Source organism: Alkalilimnicola ehrlichii MLHE-1, from assembly GCF_000014785.1.
Lineage (GTDB): Bacteria > Pseudomonadota > Gammaproteobacteria > Nitrococcales > Halorhodospiraceae > Alkalilimnicola > Alkalilimnicola ehrlichii.
Window position 1 is genome coordinate 3,245,748 of sequence record NC_008340.1, and the last position, 22,780, is coordinate 3,268,527.

Annotated in this window: 22 protein-coding genes; 4 read left to right on the forward strand and 18 right to left on the reverse strand. The window is 67.2% G+C overall.

Features of this window, described 5'->3' with window-relative positions; all coding sequences use genetic code 11:
* Position 1: 1 nt before the first annotated feature.
* Positions 2-601: a protein-methionine-sulfoxide reductase heme-binding subunit MsrQ gene (locus tag MLG_RS14440; RefSeq protein WP_011630589.1), complete on the forward strand. Its 600-nt coding sequence runs from the start codon at positions 2-4 to the stop codon at positions 599-601.
* Between the two features lie 46 nt (positions 602-647).
* The gene (yihA, locus tag MLG_RS14445) at positions 648-1,268 is read left to right on the forward strand and encodes a ribosome biogenesis GTP-binding protein YihA/YsxC (RefSeq protein ID WP_011630590.1); all 621 of its coding nucleotides are present in this window, start codon (positions 648-650) and stop codon (positions 1,266-1,268) included.
* Positions 1,269-1,288: 20 nt separating this feature from the next.
* On the opposite strand, the gene MLG_RS14450 is transcribed toward yihA, so the two are convergent.
* From MLG_RS14450 to polA, 3 genes are all read right to left on the reverse strand, one after another.
* Positions 1,289-1,945 (reverse strand): hypothetical protein, encoded by a 657-nt coding sequence (locus MLG_RS14450; protein ID WP_011630591.1) that lies wholly within the window; start codon positions 1,943-1,945, stop codon positions 1,289-1,291.
* Between the two features lie 298 nt (positions 1,946-2,243).
* Positions 2,244-2,732, reverse strand: a complete 489-nt coding sequence (locus MLG_RS14455; RefSeq protein WP_011630592.1) for a disulfide bond formation protein B — start codon at positions 2,730-2,732, stop codon at positions 2,244-2,246.
* A gap of 69 nt (positions 2,733-2,801) precedes the next feature.
* Positions 2,802-5,540, reverse strand: coding sequence for a DNA polymerase I (gene polA, locus MLG_RS14460; RefSeq protein WP_011630593.1), 2,739 nt, complete (start codon positions 5,538-5,540; stop codon positions 2,802-2,804).
* A gap of 252 nt (positions 5,541-5,792) precedes the next feature.
* Here polA and MLG_RS14465 point away from each other — a divergent pair, with 252 nt between their 5' ends.
* Positions 5,793-6,518 carry an LOG family protein gene (locus MLG_RS14465; protein ID WP_011630594.1) on the forward strand — a complete coding sequence of 242 codons (726 nt, stop codon included), beginning with the start codon at positions 5,793-5,795 and terminating at the stop codon, positions 6,516-6,518.
* An 82-nt stretch (positions 6,519-6,600) separates the two neighbouring features.
* A complete protein-coding gene (locus MLG_RS14470) occupies positions 6,601-6,978 on the forward strand; it encodes a DUF2782 domain-containing protein (protein ID WP_011630595.1) in 378 nt (125 codons plus the stop codon).
* Between the two features lie 15 nt (positions 6,979-6,993).
* On the opposite strand, the gene uvrD is transcribed toward MLG_RS14470, so the two are convergent.
* The 15 genes from uvrD to MLG_RS14545 form a co-directional block, all read right to left on the reverse strand.
* Positions 6,994-9,171 carry a DNA helicase II gene (uvrD, locus tag MLG_RS14475; RefSeq protein ID WP_011630596.1) on the reverse strand — a complete coding sequence of 726 codons (2,178 nt, stop codon included), beginning with the start codon at positions 9,169-9,171 and terminating at the stop codon, positions 6,994-6,996.
* Between the two features lie 281 nt (positions 9,172-9,452).
* Positions 9,453-10,394 carry a LysR substrate-binding domain-containing protein gene (locus MLG_RS14480; RefSeq protein ID WP_011630597.1) on the reverse strand — a complete coding sequence of 314 codons (942 nt, stop codon included), beginning with the start codon at positions 10,392-10,394 and terminating at the stop codon, positions 9,453-9,455.
* A 2-nt stretch (positions 10,395-10,396) separates the two neighbouring features.
* On the reverse strand, positions 10,397-12,229 hold the full coding sequence (glmS, locus tag MLG_RS14485; RefSeq protein WP_011630598.1) for a glutamine--fructose-6-phosphate transaminase (isomerizing): 1,833 nt from the start codon (positions 12,227-12,229) through the stop codon (positions 10,397-10,399).
* Positions 12,230-12,343: 114 nt separating this feature from the next.
* Positions 12,344-13,174 carry a universal stress protein gene (locus MLG_RS14490; protein WP_011630599.1) on the reverse strand — a complete coding sequence of 277 codons (831 nt, stop codon included), beginning with the start codon at positions 13,172-13,174 and terminating at the stop codon, positions 12,344-12,346.
* 75 nt (positions 13,175-13,249) lie between these two features.
* Positions 13,250-14,641 (reverse strand): bifunctional UDP-N-acetylglucosamine diphosphorylase/glucosamine-1-phosphate N-acetyltransferase GlmU, encoded by a 1,392-nt coding sequence (gene glmU / locus MLG_RS14495; RefSeq protein WP_041718097.1) that lies wholly within the window; start codon positions 14,639-14,641, stop codon positions 13,250-13,252.
* 79 nt (positions 14,642-14,720) lie between these two features.
* The gene (locus MLG_RS14500) at positions 14,721-15,143 is read right to left on the reverse strand and encodes a F0F1 ATP synthase subunit epsilon (RefSeq protein ID WP_011630601.1); all 423 of its coding nucleotides are present in this window, start codon (positions 15,141-15,143) and stop codon (positions 14,721-14,723) included.
* A 27-nt stretch (positions 15,144-15,170) separates the two neighbouring features.
* Entirely contained in the window at positions 15,171-16,547 is a 1,377-nt protein-coding gene (gene atpD, locus MLG_RS14505; protein WP_011630602.1) for a F0F1 ATP synthase subunit beta, read from the reverse strand.
* Between the two features lie 90 nt (positions 16,548-16,637).
* Positions 16,638-17,501 (reverse strand): F0F1 ATP synthase subunit gamma, encoded by an 864-nt coding sequence (gene atpG, locus MLG_RS14510; protein ID WP_011630603.1) that lies wholly within the window; start codon positions 17,499-17,501, stop codon positions 16,638-16,640.
* A gap of 30 nt (positions 17,502-17,531) precedes the next feature.
* Positions 17,532-19,073: a F0F1 ATP synthase subunit alpha gene (gene atpA, locus MLG_RS14515; RefSeq protein ID WP_011630604.1), complete on the reverse strand. Its 1,542-nt coding sequence runs from the start codon at positions 19,071-19,073 to the stop codon at positions 17,532-17,534.
* A gap of 12 nt (positions 19,074-19,085) precedes the next feature.
* On the reverse strand, positions 19,086-19,625 hold the full coding sequence (locus tag MLG_RS14520; protein WP_011630605.1) for a F0F1 ATP synthase subunit delta: 540 nt from the start codon (positions 19,623-19,625) through the stop codon (positions 19,086-19,088).
* Positions 19,626-19,637: 12 nt separating this feature from the next.
* Complete coding sequence (locus MLG_RS14525; protein WP_041718098.1) at positions 19,638-20,108, reverse strand: F0F1 ATP synthase subunit B; 471 nt, start codon at positions 20,106-20,108, stop codon at positions 19,638-19,640.
* Positions 20,109-20,159: 51 nt separating this feature from the next.
* Positions 20,160-20,447 (reverse strand): F0F1 ATP synthase subunit C, encoded by a 288-nt coding sequence (atpE, locus tag MLG_RS14530; RefSeq protein ID WP_011630607.1) that lies wholly within the window; start codon positions 20,445-20,447, stop codon positions 20,160-20,162.
* 107 nt (positions 20,448-20,554) lie between these two features.
* Positions 20,555-21,322 (reverse strand): F0F1 ATP synthase subunit A, encoded by a 768-nt coding sequence (gene atpB, locus MLG_RS14535; protein ID WP_011630608.1) that lies wholly within the window; start codon positions 21,320-21,322, stop codon positions 20,555-20,557.
* Positions 21,319-21,759, reverse strand: coding sequence for an ATP synthase subunit I (locus MLG_RS14540; protein WP_011630609.1), 441 nt, complete (start codon positions 21,757-21,759; stop codon positions 21,319-21,321). The genes atpB and MLG_RS14540 overlap by 4 nt, the downstream gene beginning before the upstream one ends.
* 152 nt (positions 21,760-21,911) lie before the next feature.
* Complete coding sequence (locus tag MLG_RS14545; RefSeq protein ID WP_011630610.1) at positions 21,912-22,775, reverse strand: ParB/RepB/Spo0J family partition protein; 864 nt, start codon at positions 22,773-22,775, stop codon at positions 21,912-21,914.
* Between the last annotated feature and the right edge of the window lie 5 nt (positions 22,776-22,780).

Sequence of the window (22,780 nt, forward strand, 5' to 3'; positions counted from 1 at the left end):
TATGGATCATCAAAAGACCGCCATCCACGGCTTCCGTGTACTGGTCCTGGTGGCGTGCGCCACGCCGGCCCTGTGGCTGGTCTGGGCCTGGTTCAACGCCGGATTGGGGGCGAACCCGGCGGAGGCCGTGGTCCACTTCACCGGCCGCTTCGGGCTGGCGCTGCTGCTGGCCACCATCGCCTTGGGGCCCGCCTTCCGACTCAGCGGCTGGGTGGGGTTCATGGTCGCCCGCCGGCAGTTGGGGCTTTGGGCCTTCTTCTGGCTGGTGGCCCACGCCCTGGCCTGGATGGGGTTGGATCAGTACTGGGACTGGCCCTGGATCTGGCAGGACCTGTGGGGGCTGGAGTACATCCGCTACGGACTGGCGGGCCTGGTACTGCTCGTGCCCCTGGCCCTGACCTCCTTCCGGGCCGCCCAGCAGGCCCTAGGCAGGAGCCGCTGGCAGTGGTTGCACCGGCTGGTCTACCTGTCCGCGGCGCTGGGGGTGGTGCACTTCTGGATTCTCACCCGGGCCGATTACCGGGATGTGGTGATCTACGGGGCCGTGCTGGCCGCCCTCGCCGCCTTCCGCCTCGGCTGTGCGGTCGTGGACCGGCGCTGATGAGGATCGGCTTGGCGCCCGCGGCGGGCTGGGGGACAATGGCCCCATGAATCCGATCTATTTCCAGGCCCGCTTTCTCACCAGTGCGCCGGACCTGCGCCGCATGCCGCCCGACCAGGGCCGGGAGGTAGCCTTCGCCGGCCGCTCCAACGTGGGCAAGTCGAGCGCCATCAACACCCTGACCAATCAGAAGTCGCTTGCCCGTACCAGCAAGACCCCGGGCCGCACCCAGTTGATCAACGTCTTCCCGATCACCGACGAGGCGGCGTTGGTGGACCTGCCCGGCTACGGCTACGCCAAGGTGCCCGCCGCCGTGCGCCGGCGTTGGGATCAGGTGCTGCCGGAGTATCTGGCCGGCCGCCGCGCCCTGCGCGGCGTGGTGCTGGTAATGGATCTGCGCCACCCGCTCACCGACTTCGACCGCCAGATGTTGGACTGGTGCGGCCATATCGGGGTGCCGCTGCACGTCCTGCTCACCAAGGCGGACAAATTCAAGGCCGGGGCGGCGCGCAACCGGGGGCAGAATGTGGGCCGGCAGCTACGCGCCGAGTGGCCCGGGGTGACCTGGCAGATCTTCTCGGCCAGCAAACGGATGGGCGTGGACGAGGCCCACGCGCGGCTGGATGAATGGCTGGGCCTGGGCCCCGCCGCGGGGGAGGGCCGCTGAGCAGCCCGCCCGCCGGCGGGTCAGAATCGGTAACTGAGCGCCACCGAGATGACCGGATAGTACTTCAGGTCTTCCAGGTCGTCCTCGAGGCTCTCTTCCTCTCTGCGGACATCCTCGCGGAACTGTTCTTCCAACACCGGGTTGTTGGTGGTCCCGTCCAAGCGGACTCGCGGGGAGCCGGTGAACAGGACGCCGATATCGGACGAGAAGGACAGCCGGCCGCCGGCCAGCGCATTGCCCCAACCGATACCCAGGTAGGGGGCAAACCTGCGCCAGTCCACCTCGGCATCCAGACGCGCATCGTAGACGCCCTCGCCGATCGGCAGCCCTTCCTCCTGGGCCGAGCCGCGGAACTCGTTGCCGTTGTAGAACCCGCCGGCGCTGAGCCGGAAACGCCCCCCGAAGGGGTACCAGTCCGCCAGCACCCCGGCGCTGCGCACCTTCAGGGTGCCGTCATATTCAATGTCGTCCTCTTCCACATCGGTACTGTAGTCGAGCCCCGATACCGAGGCGCGCAGGTTGACCCGGTCACTCACCCCCAGGGTGCCCTCCAGACCCAACCCCGTGGTGCCGGCCTTTACGCCGACGGCGAACGGGCCAGCCGCATGGCCGGTACCCGCGCTGAACAACAGGACCAGGGCGAGGGCAATGCCCCCGACGGCGCGGCGTTTTTTCATATCGTCTCTTCCCGATAACGCGAAAGGTTTAATCTTTCGCATCATAAGCGGGTTCGCCATGCCCGATCCAGGGGTCAGCACGGCCGGGGGAAAACGCACAAAGAAAAGGACCCCGGTCCCTGGGGGGAGGGAACCGGGGCCAAGCTTGACCCGGCCTTGGGGCGAGCCGGGTGCAGAAGCCCGCTAGAAGAGGAGGGAAGCGGGCGGCGCCAGCGTCGGCGCTCATTGATTAAGACTAGCCCGGCCGCAAAAAGTTTCCCGGCCGGCGAAAAAAATTTGGCCCGAGTGGGGTTCGCCCTTATGCCCGCCGGGCGAGCACGGCATACAGCCCCAGGGCGCCAAGGGCCAGGTACCCCACCAGGGTCCAGCCGGGCAGGGGCACACCCAGCACCGCGTCCACCTGGGTGCAGTCGGTGGTGCCGGAGAGGATCTCCAACAGCACCTCCCACCAAGGCAGAAACTGGGCCAGCACCTCGGGCGACATACCACAGCTGACGGCATCGGGGTTGGCCTGAATGTAGAGATGGCGCAGGGCGATGATCACGCCGGTCAGGGCACTCAGGCCCAGGGCGCCGGCCAGCGGCCAGCGGCCCCAGCCCCGGGGGAAGTACACCAGGCCCACTAGCGCCACCAGCGACATCAGACCGAAGACCCCCCGCTGCACCCAGCAGAGCGGACAGGGGGGCATGTCCGCCAGGTATTCCAGCCCCAGCGCCCCCAGGTTCAGCAGCAGTGTGAGCACCAGGAGCAAAGCAAGCCCCCGGCGCCGGAGCAGCCAGTCACCCATACGCGCCCCCTGCGGCGACGCCGGTCTGCGACCCCGCCATCCCACCCCGGTTGCCCGGCCAGTGTTTCATCAATGGGCCCCCTCCCAGTCGTCGGCCACGCCCACATCGACCTCCAGCGGCACGGCCAGTTCCCCGGCCGCCTGCATGCGCTCGCGCAGCCCCTCCGCCACCGCCGGCACGTCCGCTGCCGGCACCTCCAGCACCAGTTCGTCGTGGACCTGCATGACCATACGCGCCTTGGAATGCGCCTCCGTCAGCCAGGCGTCCACCGCCACCATGGCGCGCTTGATGAGATCGGCCGCGGTGCCCTGCATCGGCGCATTGATGGCGGTGCGCTCGGCATACTCCCGGCGCTGGCGGTTGCGGGCATTGATCTCGGGCAGGTAGAGCCGGCGACCGAACAGCGTCTCCACGTAACCGCGTTCACGGGCCTCGGCACGGGTGCGGTCCATGTACTCTTTGACCCCGGGGTAGCGCTCAAAATAGCGGTCCACGTAGGCCTGGGCCTCGCCGCGCTCGATGCCCAGCTGCCGGGCCAGGCCGTAGGCGGACATGCCGTAGATCAGACCAAAGTTGATGGCCTTGGCCGCCCGCCGCTGCTCGCCGCCCACCCGTTCGGGTGCGAGACCGAAGACCTCGGCGGCGGTGGCGCTGTGGATGTCCGCACCCTCGGCGAACGCTTGGCGCAGCCCCTCATCCCCCGACAGGTGGGCCATGATCCGCAGCTCCACCTGGGAGTAGTCCGCCGCCAGCAGCTTGCAGCCGGGCTCGGCGACGAAGGCCTTGCGGATGCGCCGGCCCTCGGCGGTACGCACCGGGATGTTCTGCAGGTTGGGATCGGAGCTGGACAGCCGCCCGGTGGCGGCCACCGCCTGATGATAGCTGGTGTGCACCCGGCCGGTCTTCGGGTGGATCAGCCGCGGCAGCTTGTCGGTGTAGGTGGTCTTCAGCTTGGCCAGACTGCGGTAAGCCAGGATCAACCGCGGCAGCTCGTAACCGCGTGCCGCCAGCTCCTCGAGCACCGACTCGGCGGTGGAGGGCGCCCCCTTGGGGGTCTTCTGCAGCACCGGCAGGCCCATGCGTTCGAACAGGATCTCCTGAATCTGCTTGGGGCTGGAGAGGTTGAAGGGTCCTTCCGCCTCCTCGTGGGCGCGTTGTTCCAACGCGGCCATGCCCTCGGCCAGTTCCGTACTCTGCTGCTCCAGCAGTGCTCGGTCCACCTTCACCCCGTGACGCTCCATGCGCGAGAGCACCGGCAGCAACGGCATTTCGATAGCGTGGAACACCTGCACCAGCCGTCCCTCGGCCTCGAGCCTCGGATAGAGCGTCTGGTGCAGACGCAGGGTGATATCGGCATCCTCCCCGGCATAGCGTGTGGCGGTCTCCACCGCCACCTGGGCGAAGGGGATCTGCTTGGCGCCCTTACCGCAGACATCCTCGTATTTCACGGTGGCACGGCCCAGGTACTTGAGGGCCAGGGAGTCCATATCGTGACGGCTGGCGGTGGAGTCCAGCACGTAGGACTCGAGCATGGTGTCGTAGGCCACACCCTCCAGGTGGATGTCGTAGCGGGCCAGCACGCTCATGTCGTACTTGAGGTTCTGCCCGACCTTGGCGCGGTCCGGGTCCTCGAGCAGCGGCTTGAGCGCGGCCAGCACCCGGTCGCGGTCGAGTTGCGTCGGGGTATCGGGGCCTTCATGGGCCAGCGGGACGTAGGCGGCCTCACCCGCCCCCACCGCCAGCGCCACCCCGACGATCTCGGCATCCATGTAGTTGAGGCTGCTGGTCTCCAGGTCGAAGGCGAACAGCTCGGCTGACTCCAGCCGGCGCAACCAGTCGTCGAAGGCATCCGCGTCGTCCACGGTGTGGTAGCGGGCGTCGTCACCCTCGCCGGCGCCACCGGCCGCGCCCGGCCCGGCCGGGGCCACCTCGCCGCCGCTGTCGCCGTCACCATTCAGCAGCTCGCGGAGCAGCCGGCGGAACTCATACCGCTGGTAGTACTCGCGCAGTCGCTCCACGTCCGATTCGCCGGGTTTCAGGTCCTCCGGGCGCTGGTCCAGGTCCAGGTCGCAGCGGATGGTGGCCAGGTCCTCGCTCAACGCCAGCTCGTCCAGGTGCGCGCGCAGGCTCTCCCCCACCTTGCCCTTGACCTCATCGGCGCGGGCCTTGAGGGCGTCCAGCGAGCCGAACTGATTGAGCCACTTGGCAGCGGTCTTGGGGCCGACGCGGGGGACACCGGGGATGTTGTCGGAGCTGTCCCCGACCAGGGCCAGGTAGTCGATGATCCGCTCCGGCGGCACGCCGAACTTCTCCTTCACCCCGGCCTCGTCCAGGCGGGTGTCGTTCATGGTATTGAGCAGGGTGACCTGCTCGTCCACCAGCTGGGCCATGTCCTTATCGCCGGTGGAGATGACCACCGGCTGACCGGCCTCAGCGGCCTGCCGGGCGAGGGTGCCGATGACGTCGTCGGCCTCCACGCCGGGCACCTCCAGCAGCGGCAGGCCCATGGCGCGGATAATGTCCTTCAGCGGCTGGATCTGGGCGCGCAACTCGTCCGGCATTGGCGGGCGGTGGGCCTTGTACTGATCGAACAGCTCGTCACGGAAGGTGCGCCCGGGGGCGTCGAAGACCACCGCGATCCGCTCCGGCCGGTAGTCGTCGAGCAGCTTGCGGACCATGTTGAGCACGCCGTACATGGCGCCGGTGGGTTCACCGTCTTTGTTGGTGAGCGGCGGCATGGCGTGGAAGGCCCGATAGAGGTAGCTGGAGCCGTCCACCAGAATCAGGGGCTTGCGGGCGTCAGACATTAAGGTCTCCTGGCGAGTCAATCGGCACATTTCCGGGTCAGCGGGGTGTGGACGCGGGGGTGGGTGTTCCCGGGGGCCTTCGAGCGCGCACCCCTTCGGGGTGCCCGGGAACACCCACCCCCGCGTCCACACCCCGCTGACCCTGCCGTTGCCGGCAATGCTACCACCTCCCGGCCCGAATGGTGGCGGCATCCCACAGCGGGTCGCCACTGCGGTTATGATAGGGGGACACGCACCCGGCGCGGAGCAGCCATGGACCAACACGAGCTCTTCGGTAACGGCAGCCTCAACCCGCTCAACGACTCCCTCATGAGCCGCGAGTCCTGGAAGATCTTCCAGATCATGGCGGAATTCGTCGAGGGCTTTGAGCGGCTGTCCCAGATCAAACCCTCGGTGAGCGTCTTCGGCTCCGCCCGTACGGCGCCGGATCACCCCTATTACAAGCTGGCCGAGGACCTCTCCCGGGCACTCTCCGACGCCGGCTTCTCGGTGGTCAGCGGTGGCGGGCCGGGCATCATGGAGGCCGCCAACAAGGGCGCCCATGGGGGCAAGTCGCCCAGCATCGGGCTGAACATCCAGCTCCCCCACGAGCAGTCGGGCAACCCCTACCAGGACATCAGCCTCAACTTCCGGCACTTCTTCAGCCGCAAGGTGATGTTCGTCAAGTACGCCTCCGCCTACGTGGTCCTGCCCGGCGGATTCGGCACCCTGGACGAACTGGCCGAGATCCTCACCCTGGTGCAGACGGGGAAGACACGCCGCATCCCTATCATTCTGGTGTACAAACCCTACTGGCAGGGCCTGGTGGACTGGTTCCGCGACACCCTGGTGGCCGAGGGCGCCATCAACGCCGAGGACATGGACCTCTTCCAGGTGCTCGACGAGCCCACTGAGGTGGTGGACGCCATCTTCGCCCACTATGAGGACCGCGGTTTCGAACCCTCCCGCCGGGAGCGCGAGATGCTGCTGGACCTCTGACCATCCCGCCGGCATACGGCCGGGACACCCTGCCGGCACGAGGCCCGCAGCCCCATTCAGGACACACCGCGAGGAGCAGGACATGAACGCAGCCGCTATCCGCCCACGTCAGCGCCCGCCCACCCACCTCTTGCTTGCGCTGGGCCTGGGCACCGCCCTCGCCCTGGCAGGCCCCGTCAGTGGGGAGGAGGAGGGCCCGATTGTCACACCGCCGCCGGCGCCGGAGGAGCTCACCGAGGGCGAGCCGATCGAGCCCACGGTCCGCATCATCCGCCGGGAGTGGGCCACCATTGAGGAGTTCTCGATCCAGGGTCAGATCTACGCCGTGCGGATCACGCCGGTGGTGGGCCCCCCCTACTACCTGATCGACACCGACGGCGACGGGGTGCTCAACCACCGGGCGGAGTACGACCCGCTGCGCGAGCCCAAGATCCACCGCTGGGAACTGCTGCGCTGGTAGGCTGGCCGGCGGTGCTCAGCCCACCAGCCTGAGGTTGGCGTAGGCAGCCACCAGCCACTTGGCCCCCGCCCGCGCGAACTGCACCTGGATCCGCGCCGAGGGCCCCTGCCCCTCGAGCCGCAACACCACCCCCTCGCCGAAACGGTCGTGGCGGACCCGGCTGCCGAGGGTGATCCCATCCACCGGCTCCGACTGCATGGCCGCGGCGGTGGCGCCGGGACGGGTCACCTTCATCCGCGCCCGCACCTCCTCGATATAATCGGCCGGGATCTCCTGGATAAAGCGGGACGGCATGCCGTAGTTGTCCATCCCGTGCAGCCGCCGCTTTTCGGCGTAGGCCAGGTACAGGCGCTCGCGGGCACGGGTGATCCCCACGTAGGCGAGCCGTCGCTCCTCCTCCATGCGCCCGGGCTCCTCGGTGGACATCCGGTGCGGGAACAGCCCCTCTTCCAGCCCGACCAGAAAGACCACCGGGAACTCCAGGCCCTTGGCCGAGTGCAGGGTCATCAACTGCACGCAGGGCTGCCCCTCCTCCCCCTGGGCCTCGCCCGCCTCCAGCGCCGCGTGGGTGAGAAAGGCGGTGAGGGGGGTCAGCCCCTCGTCGCGCTCGTATTGTTGCTCGAAGTTGCGCGCCGCGGTCACCAGTTCGTCCAGGTTCTCCCGCCGGGCCTCGCCGCGGTCACTGCCGTCCGCCTCGGCGTCCCTGCGCAGCCCGCTGGCAACAATCACCCGATCCATCTGCTCGTGCAACGGCAGAGTCGCCGTCTCCTCCTCCAGCCGGTCCAGCAGCTGCAGGAAGCCCTGCACCGCATTGCCGGCGCGGGCACTGATGCCACCGGCCCGGATGATCCGGACGGCCGATTCCCACAGGCTCGCGTCGGCCGCCCGGGCCCCCTCGCGGATCTGATCCAGCGTGCGGTTGCCAATGCCCCGCCGGGGGGTATTGATCACCCGCTCGAAGGCGGCGTCATCGTGGCGGTTCATCAGCAGGCGCAGATAGGCCAGGGCATCGCGAATCTCGGCCCGGTCGAAGAAGCGCTGGCCGCCGTACACCCGGTAGGGCAGGCCGCGGGCCAGGAGGCTCTCCTCGAAGGCGCGGGACTGGGCGTTGGAGCGGTAGAGGATGGCGAAATCGTCACGGGCATAGCCCTCATCGAGCAGGGCGGCGATGCGGTCGACCACGTAACGGGCCTCGTCGGTCTCGTTGAAGGCGGCGTAAAGCTGGATCGGGTCACCCCGGCTGCCCTCGGTCCATAGGTTCTTGCCCATGCGCCCGCCGTTATGGCTGATCAGCGCGTTGGCGGCGTTGAGGATGGTCTCCGTGGAGCGGTAGTTCTGCTCCAGCCGGGTGATGCTCACCTCGCCGAACTCGCGGGCGTAGCGGTGGATGTTTTCCACCCGGGCCCCGCGCCAACCGTAGATGGACTGATCGTCATCGCCGACCACGAAGACATCGCTGTCCTCCCCGGCCAACTGCTGCAGCCAACGGTACTGCAACTGGTTGGTGTCCTGGAACTCGTCCACCAGCAGATGGCGGAAGCGGGCGCGGTAGTGGGCCAGCAGGTCGGGCCGGTCGCGGAGCAGCTCGAAGCTGCGCAACAGCAGCTCCGCGAAGTCCACCAGGCCGGAGCGACGGCAGGTCTGCTCGTAGGTCTGGTAGACCTGCCAGACGGCAAAGCGGAACGGTTCCCCGGCGTCCGCCTGGATGTCGGCGGGCCGCAGCCCCTCCTCCTTCCAGCCATTGAGCACGCCGCGCACCTGCCGGGGCGGATAGCGCTTCTCGTCGAGCTCCATGCCGCGCATCACCCGCTTGATCAGCCGGAGCTGGTCGTCGCTGTCGAGGATCTGGAAGGTCTCCGGTAGCCCGGCATCCGCTGCGTGCATGCGCAGCAGCCGGTGCGACAGGCCGTGGAAGGTGCCCACCCACATGCCGGCGGTGCGGATGCCGAGCAGCTCACCGATGCGGTGGCGCATCTCGGCGGCGGCCTTGTTGGTGAAGGTCACCGCCATGATGCCGAAGGGGGAGGCGCCCTCCACCCGCACCAGCCACGCCGCCCGGCGGGTGAGCACCCGGGTCTTGCCGCTGCCCGCACCGGCCAGCACCAGGGAACGGCCGAGCGCGGCGCAGACCGCCTCGCGCTGGGCGTCGTTGAGATCGGCTATCAGGTCGGAGACGTCGGCTTCGGCTTCCATGGTTTCGGTCCGGTACAGAGGGTATAGAGTCGGCGGATGGGGGCGTTGCGGTGGGTCGGTGCCGGGGGGCGTGGTCCCGTCGGGCCTCCGATGGCGCACCCCTTCGGGGTGCCCTGCGCTACTCGGGAAAAATCGGCGCGCGTGAACTCGCTTCGCTCGAACAAGCACGCGCTTCATCCGATTTTTCCCTGCGTTGCTCGGTGCGCCAAAGTCGGCCCGACGGGACCACGCCCCCCGGCACCGACCCACCGCAACGCCGCTCACGGGCGATCAGGGGCCTGCTAACCGGCGGCCGCAGGCTCGATGGGGCGGGCCTGCTCCTGCACCACCCGGAGGTCACGGATGGCCGCCGCCACTGCCTCCAGGGTGCTGGCGCGGGCGGCCCCCTTGCGCCAGTAAAGCCCGATGGTACGGGTAGGGACCGGCGGGGAAAAGGGCAGCAGCTTGACCGCCGACTGGTTGGGGATCTCGCAACCGGCCTGTCCGGCCAGACGCGGGAGCAGGGTCATTCCCACGCCGGCCGCCACCATCTGGCGCAGGGTCTCCAGGCTGGTGGCCCGGAAACAGCTGGTGCCGCCGGCATCGCCGGCCAACTGGCAGACCTCCAACGCCTGATCGCGCAGGCAGTGCCCCTCCTCCAGCAGCAGCAGCTCATCCTCCGGCAGGGCCTCCGGACGCGGTGCACGCTTCGCCTCGGCCAGGGCATGATCGGCAGGCAGGGCCAGCACGAAGGGCTCTTCGAAGACCGCCACCGAGGCCAGGTCATCGCCCGCCACCGGCATGGCCATCAGCGCCCCGTCCAGCTCCCCCTTGCGCAGCCGCTCCACCAGCAGGGCGGTGCGCTCCTCGTAGAGCAGCATGCGCAAGCGCGGCCAGGCCTCAGTGGCGGTGGCCACCAAGTGGGGCAACAGATAGGGGGCGAGGGTGGGGATGGCCCCGAGGCGCAGCTCCCCGGTCATGGGCTCGGCGGCCGCCCGACAGAGTTCGACGATGTCGTCCACTTGGTTGAGGACCGCCCGGGCCCGTGCCACCACCTCCTCGCCGGTGGGGGTGAGCAGGACCTGGCGGGTACCGCGCTCCACCAATTGCACCCCCAGGTACTCCTCCAGCTTCTTGACCTGGGCGCTGAGGGTGGGCTGGCTGACAAAACAGGCCTTGGCGGCGCGGCCAAAGTGGCGCTGGTCGCCCACGGCGACCAGATAACGCAAGTCCCTGAGGTTCAATGCTATTCCACCGTAACCGATTTGGCGAGGTTACGGGGTTGATCGACATCAGTGCCCCGCAACACCGCCACATGATACGCCAGGAGCTGAAGGGGGACGGTAAAGACCACCGGCGCGATCAGCGGATGGCAGTGGGGCACCGCCAGGACGCGGGTGTCGTCGTCCTCCGCGTAGCGCACGTCGCTGTCGGCAAACACCATCAAGGTCCCGCCGCGGGCGCGTACCTCCTGCAGATTGGACTTCAGTTTCTCCACCAGGTCGTCGCGGGGGGCGATGGCCACCACCGGCATCTCGGCGTCCACCAGGGCCAGCGGGCCATGCTTCAGCTCCCCCGCCGGGTAGGCCTCGGCGTGGATGTAGGAGATCTCCTTGAGCTTGAGCGCACCCTCGAGCGCCACCGGGTAGTGTAGCCCCCGCCCCAGAAACAGCGCGTGCTGGCGCTCTACCAACAGCTCGGCCAGGCGGGCAACGGGGCCGTCCAGCTCCAGGGCCTGCTCCAGGGCACTGGGGAGGCTGCGCAGGGCGTTGACCATATCGGCAGCATCGTCGGCGTTCAGTTGTTGATGGCGACCGAGGGCGATCACCAGCAGGAGCAGGGCCACCAACTGGGTGGTAAAGGCCTTGGTGGACGCCACCCCGATCTCCGGGCCGGCGCGGGTCATCAGCACCAGGTCGGACTCCCGGACCAGCGAGCTCTCCGGCACGTTACAGATGGCCATGGTCGCCAGGTAGCCAAGGGTGCGCGCCTCGCGCAGGGCGGCCAGGGTATCGGCGGTCTCCCCCGACTGGGAGATGGCGACGAAGAGTGTCCCCGGCGCCACCACATGGCGGCGGTAGCGGTACTCACTGGCCACCTCCACGTCACAGGGCAGTCCGGCGTGCTCCTCGAACCAGTAACGGGCCACCAGCCCCGCATGGTAGCTGGTGCCGCAGGCGATAATCTGAACCCGCTGCACCTGCGGGAAGAGCGTCGCGGCCCGCGGGCCAAAGCTGGCCTCCAACACCTCATGGTCGGCCAACCGCCCTTCCAGGGTTTCCGCCACCACCGCCGGCTGCTGGTGGATCTCTTTCAACATGAAGTGGCGGTAACCCCCGCGCTCGGCGGCATCGGCGCTGAGTTCCGATTGCCGCACCGGGCGGTCCACCACACGGCGGTGCTCATCGTAGATGACGAGGCTGTCGCGGCGCAGGTCGGCGACATCGCCCTCTTCCAGGAAGATGAACTGGCGCGTTACCGGCAGCAGGGCCTGGACATCGGAGGCGATGAAGTGCTCGCCGATCCCGATCCCGATCACCAGCGGGCTACCGCGACGCGCCGCGACCAGACGGCCGGGTTCGTCCCGGCAGATCACGCCCAGGGCGTAGGCGCCATCGAGCAGCGAAAGGGTGTCGAACACCGCTGCCAGGAGATCGCCCCGGGCGCCGATCTGCTGGTCGATCTGCTTCACCACCACCTCGGTATCGGTCTCCGATTCGAACCGGTGGCCGGCCTGTTCCAGCGCCTGACGCAAGGGCTCGTGGTTCTCGATAATGCCGTTATGCACCAGGGCTAGGCGCTCGCCGGACATGTGGGGGTGGGCATTGCGATCCGACGGCGCGCCGTGGGTGGCCCAACGGGTGTGGGCCAGCCCGGTGGGACCGGCCAGCGGGCGCTCGGCCAGCCGTTCGGCGAGGCTCGCCACCTTGCCCAGGGCCCGCTCCCGCTCGATATAGCCCTCCCGGTCCTGGACCGCCAGGCCGGCGGAGTCGTAGCCCCGGTACTCCAGGCGTCTCAGCCCCTCCAGCAGGATGGGGGCCACATCACGTTGGGCGACAGCGCCGACAATGCCACACATGGTGATCTCCGGTACGGACAGCTAACAGGGCGTTCACAACGGGGCGGGGCCGTGGAACCGGCGCCCGGAGCGCTCCGGGCGCCGGTTCCGGGCGGACCGGGACAGGGCCCGGGCTCAGCGCGTCCAGAGCGGTGCGTTGCCCGGAACCACCAGCACGGAACTGGCGACGTTACGGCAAATCTCCTGGGCCGTATCACCCAGCATGAGCTCTTTGTGGGGGGCGTTGCCGCGCTTGCCGATCACCACCAGGCTGGCATGCTCCTCGCGGGCAACGCGGCTGATGACCCGGGCGGGGTCACCCTCTTCGGTCCGCACCGCCACGTCCGCGCCCTTGGCCCGAGCCTGGTCGGCCAACGACCGGAGACGATCGGCGGCGTCCGCCGGCGCCTCCTCCTCGCTGACCTGAAGCAGGGTGAGCTTGCGGTTGCCGGGACCACCGGCCAGCTCCAGGGCGTGGGTCTCCGCCCCTTCGGCGCGCTTGGAGCCGTCGGTGGCCAACAGGATATGGGAGAACAGGTCGCTGATCGGGGTGTCGTCCTTTGGATCCAGGCGCTCGATAAGCGTCGGGATGGAGGTGCGGCGGACCAGCTCCAGCACCGTGCTGCCGTGGAAGAACTCGCGCCACAGGCCCTCGCCGCGGGAGGCCAGCAGGATCAGGTTGGCCTTGGCCCCCATGGCCACCTTGACCAGCTCCTGAGCCGGGTGACCCACCGGCGACTCGATATGGACCCGGAAGCCTTCCTTCTCCAGGTCCTCCTGCTTTTGTTTCAGCCGGCGCCGGGCCTCGGCCTTGTGCTCGTCGCTGAGCTCCTTGGGCTCATCCACCCGCAGGACGTCCACCAGGGTGAACTCCTTGGCGCCCATTTCCCGCAGCTCGGAGAGGCTGTCGAGCAGGGGCTTATAGGAGGACGAAAAATGAACGGCGACGACGGTATGCTCAAACATGCGGACTCTCCTTCAAGGCTGTCACGGTGTTGCCACCGGCTCTGTCATTATCTTTGACGGTGGTCACGGCGGGCGTCAAGCGTCACTCCCCTCGCCCCGGTCGGGGCGCTGTCCGGGGCGGCGCCAGCCGTGGATACTCCGCTGAGCGCTACGGGCCACGGTCAGGGCCTCGTCCGGCGCATCCCGGGTGACCGTCGAGCCGGCCCCGATGGTGGCGCCCCGCCCGACCCGCACCGGCGCGACCAGCTGGGTGCCCGACCCGATAAAGGCGCCATCGCCGATCTCTGTGCGGTGCTTGCTATGACCGTCGTAGTTGCAGGTAATGGTGCCCGCACCCACGTTCACGTCCCGACCCAGCTCCGCGTCGCCCATATAGCTCAGGTGGTTCACCTTGCTGCCTGGCCCGATTCGCGCGGCCTTGGTCTCGACAAAGTTGCCCACCTTGGCGCCATCGGCCAGGTCCGTCCCGGGACGCAGGCGAGCAAAGGGCCCGATCCGGCAGTTTCGGCCTGCCGTGGCGCCGTCCAGTACGGAGTGGGCCTCGACGCGGGTGCCGTCACCCAGGGCGACGTCTCTCAGGACGCAATGGGGTCCGATCTCAACCCCGGCCCCCAGTTCGACCCGACCTTCGAGAACGACCCCAACGTCGATCCGGCAGTCCTCGCCGGCGGCGAAATGACCCCGCAGGTCGAATCGGTCTGGGTCCAGTATAGTCACGCCGGCACGCATCCAGTCTTCGGCCTGCCGCCGTTGCCAGACCCGCTCCGCGGCCGCGAGCTGGACGCGGTCGTTGACTCCCTGCACCTCCGCCGGATCCGCCACCGGGTAAGCGGCCACCCTGACCCCGTCGGCCACCGCCATGGCGATTACGTCGGTCAGGTAGTACTCCGCCTGGGCGTTGTCATTGTCCAGCCGCTGCAGCCAGGCCTTCAATCGGCCGGCCGGGGCAGCCAGCAGGCCAGTGTTGCATTCCGTGACCCGGCGCTGGGCGGCGGTAGCGTCCTTGTGCTCCACCACGCCGGTGACCGCGCCGTGGCCGTCGCGCAGCACGCGGCCGTAACCGGTTGGATCCGGGAAATCCACGCTGAGCAGCCCGAGACCACCGTCGGCCTCGGCGAGCAGCGCCTGCAGGGTCTCGGGCCGAACCAGCGGCACATCCCCGTAAAGCACCAGGACCTGATGGTCGTCTGGAATCGCCGGGATCGCCTGCTCGACGGCATGACCGGTCCCCAACTGCGGCTCCTGCACCACCCAGCGCACGGGCCAGTCGGCGTGGGCGGCCTGTACCGCCTCGGCACCGTGCCCATGCACCACGTGCACGGCTTCGGGCTCCAGGGAGAAGGCGGTACGCAGGACATGGTCGAGCATGGGTCGCCCCCCCACCGGGTGGAGGAGCTTGGGGTAACGGGAGCGCATGCGGGTACCCTTACCCGCAGCCAATACGACAATACTCAGGGCCTGTTCCATGGTTCTCAACGTTCGGGCCTCGGATACAGAAAGCCCCGGCGACAGGCCGGGGCTCGGTTAGCGCGAGGCGGGCAATCCCTTACCGCTTGGCGCGACGACGCAGCCGCTCCAGGGTCTGGAGCTGCGCCATGGCCTCAGCCAGCTCCGCCTGGACATGGCTGTAGTCCTCGCCCGCCTTGCGGTTGGCCAGGGCCTCTTCCGCCCGCCGCTTGGCCTCCTGGGCCGCGGCCTCGTCCAGGTCGCGGGCCCGGGCCGCGGTGTCGGCCAACACCGTGACCTTGTGCGGCTGGACCTCGATGATGCCGCCGGAGACGTAGAAGAAGCGCTCTTCGCCGTTCTCGTCCTGGACCCGCACCTCGCCCGGCCGCAGCTTGGTCAGCAGCGGGGCGTGGCGGGGGGTGATGCCGATATCACCCTCCCGTGCGGGCGCCACCAGCATCTTGGCCTCGCCGGAGTGGATCGCCTGCTCCGCGCTGACGATGTCCACGTGCAATGTACTCATGGGCGGTACCCCGCTAACGCCGGTGGATTACAGGTTCTTCGCCTTCTCGGCCGCCTCGTCCACGGTGCCGACCATGTAGAAGGCCTGCTCCGGCAGGTGGTCGTACTCGCCGTCCAGGATGGCCTTGAAGGAGGCGATGGTGTCCTTCAGGGGCACGTACTTGCCCGGGGCACCGGTGAAGACCTCGGCCACGAAGAAGGGCTGCGACAGGAACCGCTGGATCTTACGGGCCCGGGCCACGGTCAGTTTGTCGTCTTCCGACAGCTCGTCCATACCCAGGATCGCGATGATGTCGCGCAGCTCCTTGTAGCGCTGAAGCACCCCCTGGACACCGCGCGCCACGTTGTAGTGCTCCTCGCCGACCACCAGCGGATCGAGCTGGCGGGAGGTGGAGTCGAGCGGATCCACGGCCGGGTAGATGCCCAGCTCGGCGATACCGCGGGCCAGCACGACGGTGGCGTCCAGGTGGGCGAAGGTGGTGGCCGGCGACGGGTCAGTGAGGTCATCCGCCGGCACGTAAACCGCCTGCACCGAGGTGATCGATCCGGTCTTGGTGGAGGTAATGCGCTCCTGGAGCTTACCCATTTCCTCGGCCAGGGTCGGCTGATAGCCCACCGCGGAGGGCATGCGGCCCAGCAGCGCCGACACCTCGGTGCCCGCCAGGGTGTAACGGTAGATGTTGTCGATAAACATCAGGATGTCACGCCCCTCGTCGCGGAAGTACTCGGCCATGGTCAGGCCGGTCAGCGCGACACGCAGGCGGTTGCCCGGCGGCTCGTTCATCTGGCCGTAGACCAGGGCGACCTTGTCGAGCACGTTGGAGTCTTTCATCTCGTGGTAGAAGTCGTTGCCCTCACGGGTACGCTCCCCCACCCCGGCGAACACCGAGTAACCGGCGTGCTCGGTGGCGATGTTACGGATGAGCTCCATCATGTTGACGGTCTTGCCCACGCCGGCGCCGCCGAAGAGGCCGACCTTGCCGCCCTTGGCGAAGGGGCAGAGTAGGTCGATCACCTTGATACCGGTCTCGAGCAGCTCGGCGCCCCCGGCCTGCTCGGCAAAGCTCGGTGCCGACCGATGAATGCCCCAGCGCTCCTCGGTCTCGACCGCGCCCTTCTCATCCACGGGCTCGCCCAGGACGTCCATGATCCGGCCGAGGGTGCCCTTACCCACCGGTACGGAGATCGGCTTGCCAGTGGCGCTGACCTTTTCGGAGCGCTTCAGGCCGTCACTGGAACCCATGGCGATGGTGCGCACCACCCCGTCGCCCAGCTGCTGCTGGACTTCCAGGGTCAGGCCACGCTCGTCCACGATAAGCGCGTCATAGATCTTGGGCACCTGATCCTGCGGGAACTCCACGTCCACCACAGCACCGATGACTTGAACAATCTTTCCAGAGCTCATGCTACTGTTCCCCTCGCCGTTGGTTCACCAGCGACTGCGCGTTGGCAACCCTGGGTCTGTATTGCTAAGAAACCTGTTTACACCTGGTGGTTACACCGCGTTCGCGCCGGCCACGATCTCGGACAGCTCCTGGGTAATCGCCGCCTGGCGGGCCTTGTTGTAGACCAGCTGGAGGTTATCGATGATCTCGCCGGCGTTGTCAGTGGCGCTCTTCATGGCGACCATGCGAGCGGCCATCTCACAGGCGACGTTCTCGACCACCCCCTGGTAGACCTGCGACTCGATGTAGCGCATCAGCACATCGTCCAGGAGCTCGCTGGCACTGGGCTCATAGATGTAGTCCCAGTTCTCGAGCATCTCTTCCTCGTCCACCGGCTCCACCGGGAGCAGGCGGCGGGTCGCCGCCTCCTGGCTCATGGTGTTGACGAAGTCGTTGTGCACCAGATAGAGACGGTCGATCTTGCCCTCGGTATAGGCATCCAGCATCACCTTGATCGGGCCGATCATGTCCTCCAGGTGCGGCGTGTCACCGAGGCCGCGTGTATCGGCCAGGGTGGACGCGCCCAGGCGCCCGAAGAAGGCGGCGGCCTTCGCGCCAAAGGTGCAGAAGTCCACGCCAACGCCCTGCTTGTCCCACTCCCGCATCTGCTGCAGCACCGACTTGAACAGGTTGACGTTCAGGCCACCGCACAGACCGCGATCCGTGGAGATAACGACCAGCCCCACCCGTTCCACCTTCTCCCGCTCCTCCAGGAACGGGTGCCGATAGTCCGGATTGGCGCCGGCCAGATGGCCGATCACCTGGCGCATCTTCTGGGCGTAGGGGCGCGTGGCCTCCATGCGCTCCTGGGCACGGCGCATCTTCGACGCCGCGACCATCTCCATGGCCTTGGTGATCTTCTGAGTGTTCTGGACACTCTTGATTTTGGTGCGTACTTCTTTTGCGCCGGACATGCGCTCACCTACTCGGGCTGTCGGTGGAGATTACCAGGTGCGGCTGGACTTAAAGGCCTCCACGGCCTTCTTCATCTTCCCGACCACCTCGTCGTTGTAGTCGGGAGTGCTGTTCAGCTCGTCCAGCAGGCCCTTCTCTTCGGACCGGAGGTAGTCCAGCAAGGCCGCCTGGAAGTCCACCACCTTGTTGACTTCCACATCGTCCAGGTAACCGGCGTCGGCCGCGTAGAGGCTGATACCCATCTCGGCGACGGTCATCGGGGTGTACTGGGGCTGTTTCATCAGCTCCATGACCCGCTGGCCGCGCTCGAGCTGCTTCCGGGTGGCCTCGTCCAGGTCGGAGGCGAACTGCGCGAAGGCGGCCAGCTCACGGTACTGGGCCAGGGCCAGTCGGATACCGCCACCAAGCTTCTTGATCAGCTTGGTCTGGGCGGAGCCGCCAACGCGGGAGACCGACAGACCTGCGTTGATCGCCGGGCGGATACCGGAGTTGAACAGGTCCGTCTCCAGGTAGATCTGACCGTCGGTGATGGAGATGACGTTGGTGGGCACGAAGGCCGACACGTCGCCCGCCTGGGTCTCGATGATCGGCAGCGCGGTCAGGGAACCGGTCTTGCCCTTCACCTCACCATTGGTGAGCTTTTCCACTTCCTCGGCATTGATCCGAGCGGCCCGCTCCAGCAGACGGGAGTGCAGGTAGAAGACGTCGCCCGGGTAGGCCTCACGACCCGGCGGACGGCGCAGCAGCAGGGAGACCTGCCGATAGGCCCAGGCCTGCTTGGTGAGGTCGTCGTACACGATCAGGGCATCCTCGCCACGATCGCGGAAATACTCGCCCATGGCGCAGCCCGCGTAGGCGGCCAGGTACTGCATGGCGGCCGACTCGGAGGCACTGGCAGCCACCACGATGGTGTGGTCCAGGGCGTCGTGCTCCTTTAGCTTCTCCACCACGCTGGCGATGGAGGAGGCCTTCTGGCCGATGGCCACGTAGATGCACTTGATGCCGCTGTTCTTCTGGTTGATGATCGCGTCGATCGCCACCGCGGTCTTACCCGTCTGGCGGTCACCGATGATCAGCTCACGCTGGCCGCGGCCGATGGGAACCATGGCATCGACCGCCTTCAGCCCAGTCTGGACCGGCTGGTCAACGGACTGACGGCTAATCACGCCCGGGGCAACCTTTTCGACCGGACTCGAGCCCTCGGCCTTGATCTCGCCCTTGGCGTCCACGGGGTTACCCAGGGCGTCCACCACGCGGCCGAGCAACGACTCGCCCACCGGCACCTCCAGGATGCGCCCGGTGCACTTAACCGTGTCGCCCTCGGAGAGGTGCTCGTAGTCGCCGAGGATAACGGCGCCAACGGAGTCGCGCTCGAGGTTGAGCGCCATGCCGAAGGTATCGTTGGGGAACTCCAGCATTTCGCCCTGCATGGCATCGGCCAGGCCGTGGATCCGGCAGATGCCGTCACCCACGCTGACGATCGTGCCCTGGTTGCGGGCCTCGGCCACCGCCTCGAAGTTCTCGATGCGGCGCTTGATCAGCTCGCTGATTTCAGAAGGATTGAGTTGCATCTTGCTACCTCGTCAATGAGCCATCGCGCTGGAAAGGCGAGCGAGTTTGCCGCGAACGGAACCATCGATGGTGAGGTCCCCGGCCTGGATCAGCGCGCCGCCGATCAGGGCCTCGTCAGTGCGGCAATGGAGACGGACCTTGCGGCCCAGCCGCTTCTTCAGCGCGCCCGCGATCTGGTCCTGCTGCTCCTTGGTGAGTTTGCTGGCGGATGTCACCTGGACGTCCACCACACCCTCGGCCTCTGCGCGCAGGTGTTCGTATAGCGCGGCGATTTCCGGAAGCAGGCCAAGCCGACCATTATCGGCCAGCAACTGGACCAGGTTCTTGCCCTCTTGGCCCAGGGTGTCCTCACCAACCGCGTCCAGGAGCAGACCGATGAGCTGTTCGCGGGAGACCCGCGGGTTGCCCACCAGCGCTGCCACTTGATCGTCGGCGGCGACCGTGCCCAGTGCCTGGAGGCGCTTGGACCAGGTGTTACGGGTCTTGGCGTCCTTGGTCAGTTCGAAAACCGCCTTGGCGTAAGGTCTTGCCAGTGTGGTCTGCTCGGCCATGCTGACTCCGCTTTAAAGCTGCTTCACCAGATCGTCGATGAGGTCCTTGTGGGCCTTGGCGTCGATCTCGCGCTTGAGGATCCGGCTACTGCCAGCCACGGCCAGGTTCACCACTTCCTTGCGCAGGGCGTCGCGGGCCTGGGAGATCTCGGTATCGATCTCGCTGCGCGCCTGGGCCAGCACCCGTTCCGCCTCCTGACGGGCCTCCTCACGGGCCTGCTCGACCAGTTCACTCTGGCGCTTGTTCGCCTGAGCGATGACCTGGCTGGCCTGCTCGCGGGCCTCCCGGAGCATCTTGTCGACCTCGGACTTGGCCTGGTCGAGCTCCTTCTGGCCGCGCTCGCCGGCCGCAAGCCCATCAGCGATCTGCTTCTGGCGGTCGGCCATGGCCGTCTGGATCGGCGGCCAAACGTATTTCATCGTGAACCAGACGAACAGTGCGAAACTGATCATCGGGCCCCAGAAAGTGGCACCAAAGTTCACGCTGTCACCTCCTCCGTTTTGGGCGTCAGAAGCAGGGTTGCAGGGGCTGAATTACGCACCCGCAGCCTGCTGAACGGCACCCAGGAAGGGGTTGGCGAAGGTGAAGAACAGGGCAATACCCACACCAATCATGGAGACAGCGTCGAGCAGGCCGGCGACGATAAACATCTTCACCTGCAGCATGGGGGCCATCTCGGGCTGACGGGCGGCACCTTCGAGGAATTTGCCGCCGAGCAGGCCGAAGCCGATGGCGGTACCCAGGGCGCCGGCGCCAATCAGGATGCCGACGGTGATGGCGGTGATGGACTGAACATCTGCGATCAGGGCTGCGAGTTCCATGGTTCCTCCTGAAGCAACACAGGTTAAGGGTTTTTAAAGGTTGTCTTTGGGCGCCCCGCGGGACTCAGGACGGTACGCCCCTGACTCGGTTAATCGAGGCCGCGGCCTCAGTGCTCCTCATGCTCGTTGGCCATGCTTAGGTACACAACGGTGAGCATCATGAAGATGAACGCCTGCAAGGGGATGACCAGGATGTGGAAGATGGCCCACGGAGTGCCAAGGGCCCACTGGATCCACCAGGGCAGCAGCGAGATGAGGATGAAGATGAGCTCGGCCGCGTACATGTTGCCGAACAGCCGCAACGAGAGCGAGATCGGCTTGGCGATGAGCTCGATAATGTTCAGGATCAGGTTGAACGGCAGCAACCAGGGGCCGAAGGGGTGGAACAGCAGTTCCTTGGCGAAACCGCCGGCGCCCTTGCCCTTAAAGCTGTAGGCGATGATCAGGAAGAACACGCTGATGGATAGCGCGAAGGTGACGTTCAGATCCACCGTCGGCAGGATCTTAAAGTAGTCGACACCGGCCGCGTACATCAGGCTGGGGACCATGTCGATGGGGACCAGGTCCATCAGGTTCATCAGGAAGATCCAGCAGAAGATGGTCAGGGCGAGCGGGGCGATGAGCCGGCTCTTGCCCTGGAAGGTCTCCCGGGTGGTCTGGTCGACGAACTCAACCATGAGTTCGACAAAGTTCTGTAATCCGGAGGGCACGCCGGCGGTGGCGCGGCGCGCGCCCAGCCAGAACAGATAGCAGAACAGCGCGCCCAAGGAGAAACTCATGATGAGCGAGTCGACGTGGAAGGTCCAGTAACCCTCGCCTACGGCCAGGTTGGTGAGGTGGTGCTGGATATAGTCGAGCGCGGTATTTCCACTCATGGTTTTCTCACCGGTTCCTTCTGCAGGGCCCCCAGCAGCGCAAGCCAGTGGACGGACAAGGCGGCCACGTACGTTGTTATTAGCGGCAGAAAGACGCCGCCGAACCACTGGAGCGCGATAATAAACAGCGCTGCTGTAAGAATCAACTTGACGGCTTCACCAAAATAGAACGCACCGAGCATGCTTCTGGGATCAGCGCCAGGTGGCTTGGAGAAGACCTTCCTAGCGAAATAAAGCCCCGGAAGCAATGCGATGAGCGCGCCTGCGAAGGCGGCCGCCGCGGCTTTCGGTCCGGCCAGCAACCAGCAGCCGGAGGCAAACAGGCCCACGGCAAACTGCAGGGTGGCTATACGCCACACCAGACGCTGGGCCGACTGGCGTTCTTCTCGGGCCTGCTCGACTAGGTGCTCGGCCGCCGTCTTGTACCGCTCGGACATGGGACCGTACCCGCCGATTCGTATTCTGGATGCAGGCCAGTGTTGCCAGGTCGGCGGAGTATATCGGTGCTGCCCCCCTCGGTCAAACGATGCACGGCGCCAAGCGCCGGATTACAGGAATAATTAAAACTAAGGGTATTGTAGCGGCAATTTCAGCGGATGCGGTCAAGAATCCCGTCCAACTCATCCAGGCTGCTGTACTGGATCACCACCTTGCCGCGGCCGCGGACACCCTGCTGAATGCGGACCGGTGCGCCGAGGCGGCGGGTGAGGTCGTCCTGGAGGCGCCGGACGTCCGGGTCCTCCCGAGGTGGTTCACGGGTCTGATCGGCCTCTTCCTGCAGGCGGCGGACCAGGGCCTCGGTCTGGCGCACCGAAAGCCCGCGCTCGGCCACCTGGCCCGCCGCGCGCGTCTGGATATCCCCCTTCAGGGCGGCGAGGGCGCGGGCATGCCCCATCTCCAGTCGGCCCTCGCCAATCAGGGCCTTGACCGGCTCGTTGAGCTCGAGCAGGCGCAGAAGGTTGGTGACCGCAGCGCGGGAGCGCCCCACCGCCTCCGCGACCGCCTGGTGGGTCAGACCGAATTCGTGGACCAGGCGCTGCAACGCGGTGGCGGCCTCAAGCGGATTGAGATCCTCACGCTGCAGATTCTCAATGAGGGCCACGGCCACGGCGGCCTCGTCGGGGATGTCGCGCACGATGGCCGGGACGGTCTCCAGCCCGGCAAGCTGGGCGGCGCGCCAACGCCGCTCGCCGGCGACGATCTCCCAGCGCTGCTCGGCCAGCGGCCGCACCACCAGTGGCTGCACCACGCCCTGGGCCTGGATGGAGTCCGCCAGCTCCTGCAGGGCGGCGGGGTCAAAGGCGGTGCGCGGCTGGTAGCGGCCCCGCTCCAGGCAGTCCAAAGGCAGGTCGCGCAGTTCCGCGCTGGCCCGCCCGGCCTCACCGGCGTCGTCTTCGGGCAATCCCAGCAGGGCATCCAGGCCCCGGCCCAGCCCTCGTTTCTTGGCACCCATGGTGG

What these genes read in the sequence shown, in the direction of transcription:
- MLG_RS14440 (WP_011630589.1), top strand. Translation starts at nt 2, where the DNA reads ATGGATCATCAAAAGACCGCCATCCACGGCTTCCGTGTACTGGTCCTG.
- yihA (WP_011630590.1), top strand. Translation starts at nt 648, where the DNA reads ATGAATCCGATCTATTTCCAGGCCCGCTTTCTCACCAGTGCGCCGGAC.
- MLG_RS14450 (WP_011630591.1), bottom strand. Translation starts at nt 1,945, where the DNA reads ATGAAAAAACGCCGCGCCGTCGGGGGCATTGCCCTCGCCCTGGTCCTG.
- MLG_RS14455 (WP_011630592.1), bottom strand. Translation starts at nt 2,732, where the DNA reads ATGGGTGACTGGCTGCTCCGGCGCCGGGGGCTTGCTTTGCTCCTGGTG.
- polA (WP_011630593.1), bottom strand. Translation starts at nt 5,540, where the DNA reads ATGTCTGACGCCCGCAAGCCCCTGATTCTGGTGGACGGCTCCAGCTAC.
- MLG_RS14465 (WP_011630594.1), top strand. Translation starts at nt 5,793, where the DNA reads ATGGACCAACACGAGCTCTTCGGTAACGGCAGCCTCAACCCGCTCAAC.
- MLG_RS14470 (WP_011630595.1), top strand. Translation starts at nt 6,601, where the DNA reads ATGAACGCAGCCGCTATCCGCCCACGTCAGCGCCCGCCCACCCACCTC.
- uvrD (WP_011630596.1), bottom strand. Translation starts at nt 9,171, where the DNA reads ATGGAAGCCGAAGCCGACGTCTCCGACCTGATAGCCGATCTCAACGAC.
- glmS (WP_011630598.1), bottom strand. Translation starts at nt 12,229, where the DNA reads ATGTGTGGCATTGTCGGCGCTGTCGCCCAACGTGATGTGGCCCCCATC.
- MLG_RS14490 (WP_011630599.1), bottom strand. Translation starts at nt 13,174, where the DNA reads ATGTTTGAGCATACCGTCGTCGCCGTTCATTTTTCGTCCTCCTATAAG.
- glmU (WP_041718097.1), bottom strand. Translation starts at nt 14,641, where the DNA reads ATGGAACAGGCCCTGAGTATTGTCGTATTGGCTGCGGGTAAGGGTACC.
- MLG_RS14500 (WP_011630601.1), bottom strand. Translation starts at nt 15,143, where the DNA reads ATGAGTACATTGCACGTGGACATCGTCAGCGCGGAGCAGGCGATCCAC.
- atpD (WP_011630602.1), bottom strand. Translation starts at nt 16,547, where the DNA reads ATGAGCTCTGGAAAGATTGTTCAAGTCATCGGTGCTGTGGTGGACGTG.
- atpG (WP_011630603.1), bottom strand. Translation starts at nt 17,501, where the DNA reads ATGTCCGGCGCAAAAGAAGTACGCACCAAAATCAAGAGTGTCCAGAAC.
- atpA (WP_011630604.1), bottom strand. Translation starts at nt 19,073, where the DNA reads ATGCAACTCAATCCTTCTGAAATCAGCGAGCTGATCAAGCGCCGCATC.
- MLG_RS14520 (WP_011630605.1), bottom strand. Translation starts at nt 19,625, where the DNA reads ATGGCCGAGCAGACCACACTGGCAAGACCTTACGCCAAGGCGGTTTTC.
- atpE (WP_011630607.1), bottom strand. Translation starts at nt 20,447, where the DNA reads ATGGAACTCGCAGCCCTGATCGCAGATGTTCAGTCCATCACCGCCATC.
- atpB (WP_011630608.1), bottom strand. Translation starts at nt 21,322, where the DNA reads ATGAGTGGAAATACCGCGCTCGACTATATCCAGCACCACCTCACCAAC.
- MLG_RS14540 (WP_011630609.1), bottom strand. Translation starts at nt 21,759, where the DNA reads ATGTCCGAGCGGTACAAGACGGCGGCCGAGCACCTAGTCGAGCAGGCC.
- MLG_RS14545 (WP_011630610.1), bottom strand. Translation starts at nt 22,775, where the DNA reads ATGGGTGCCAAGAAACGAGGGCTGGGCCGGGGCCTGGATGCCCTGCTG.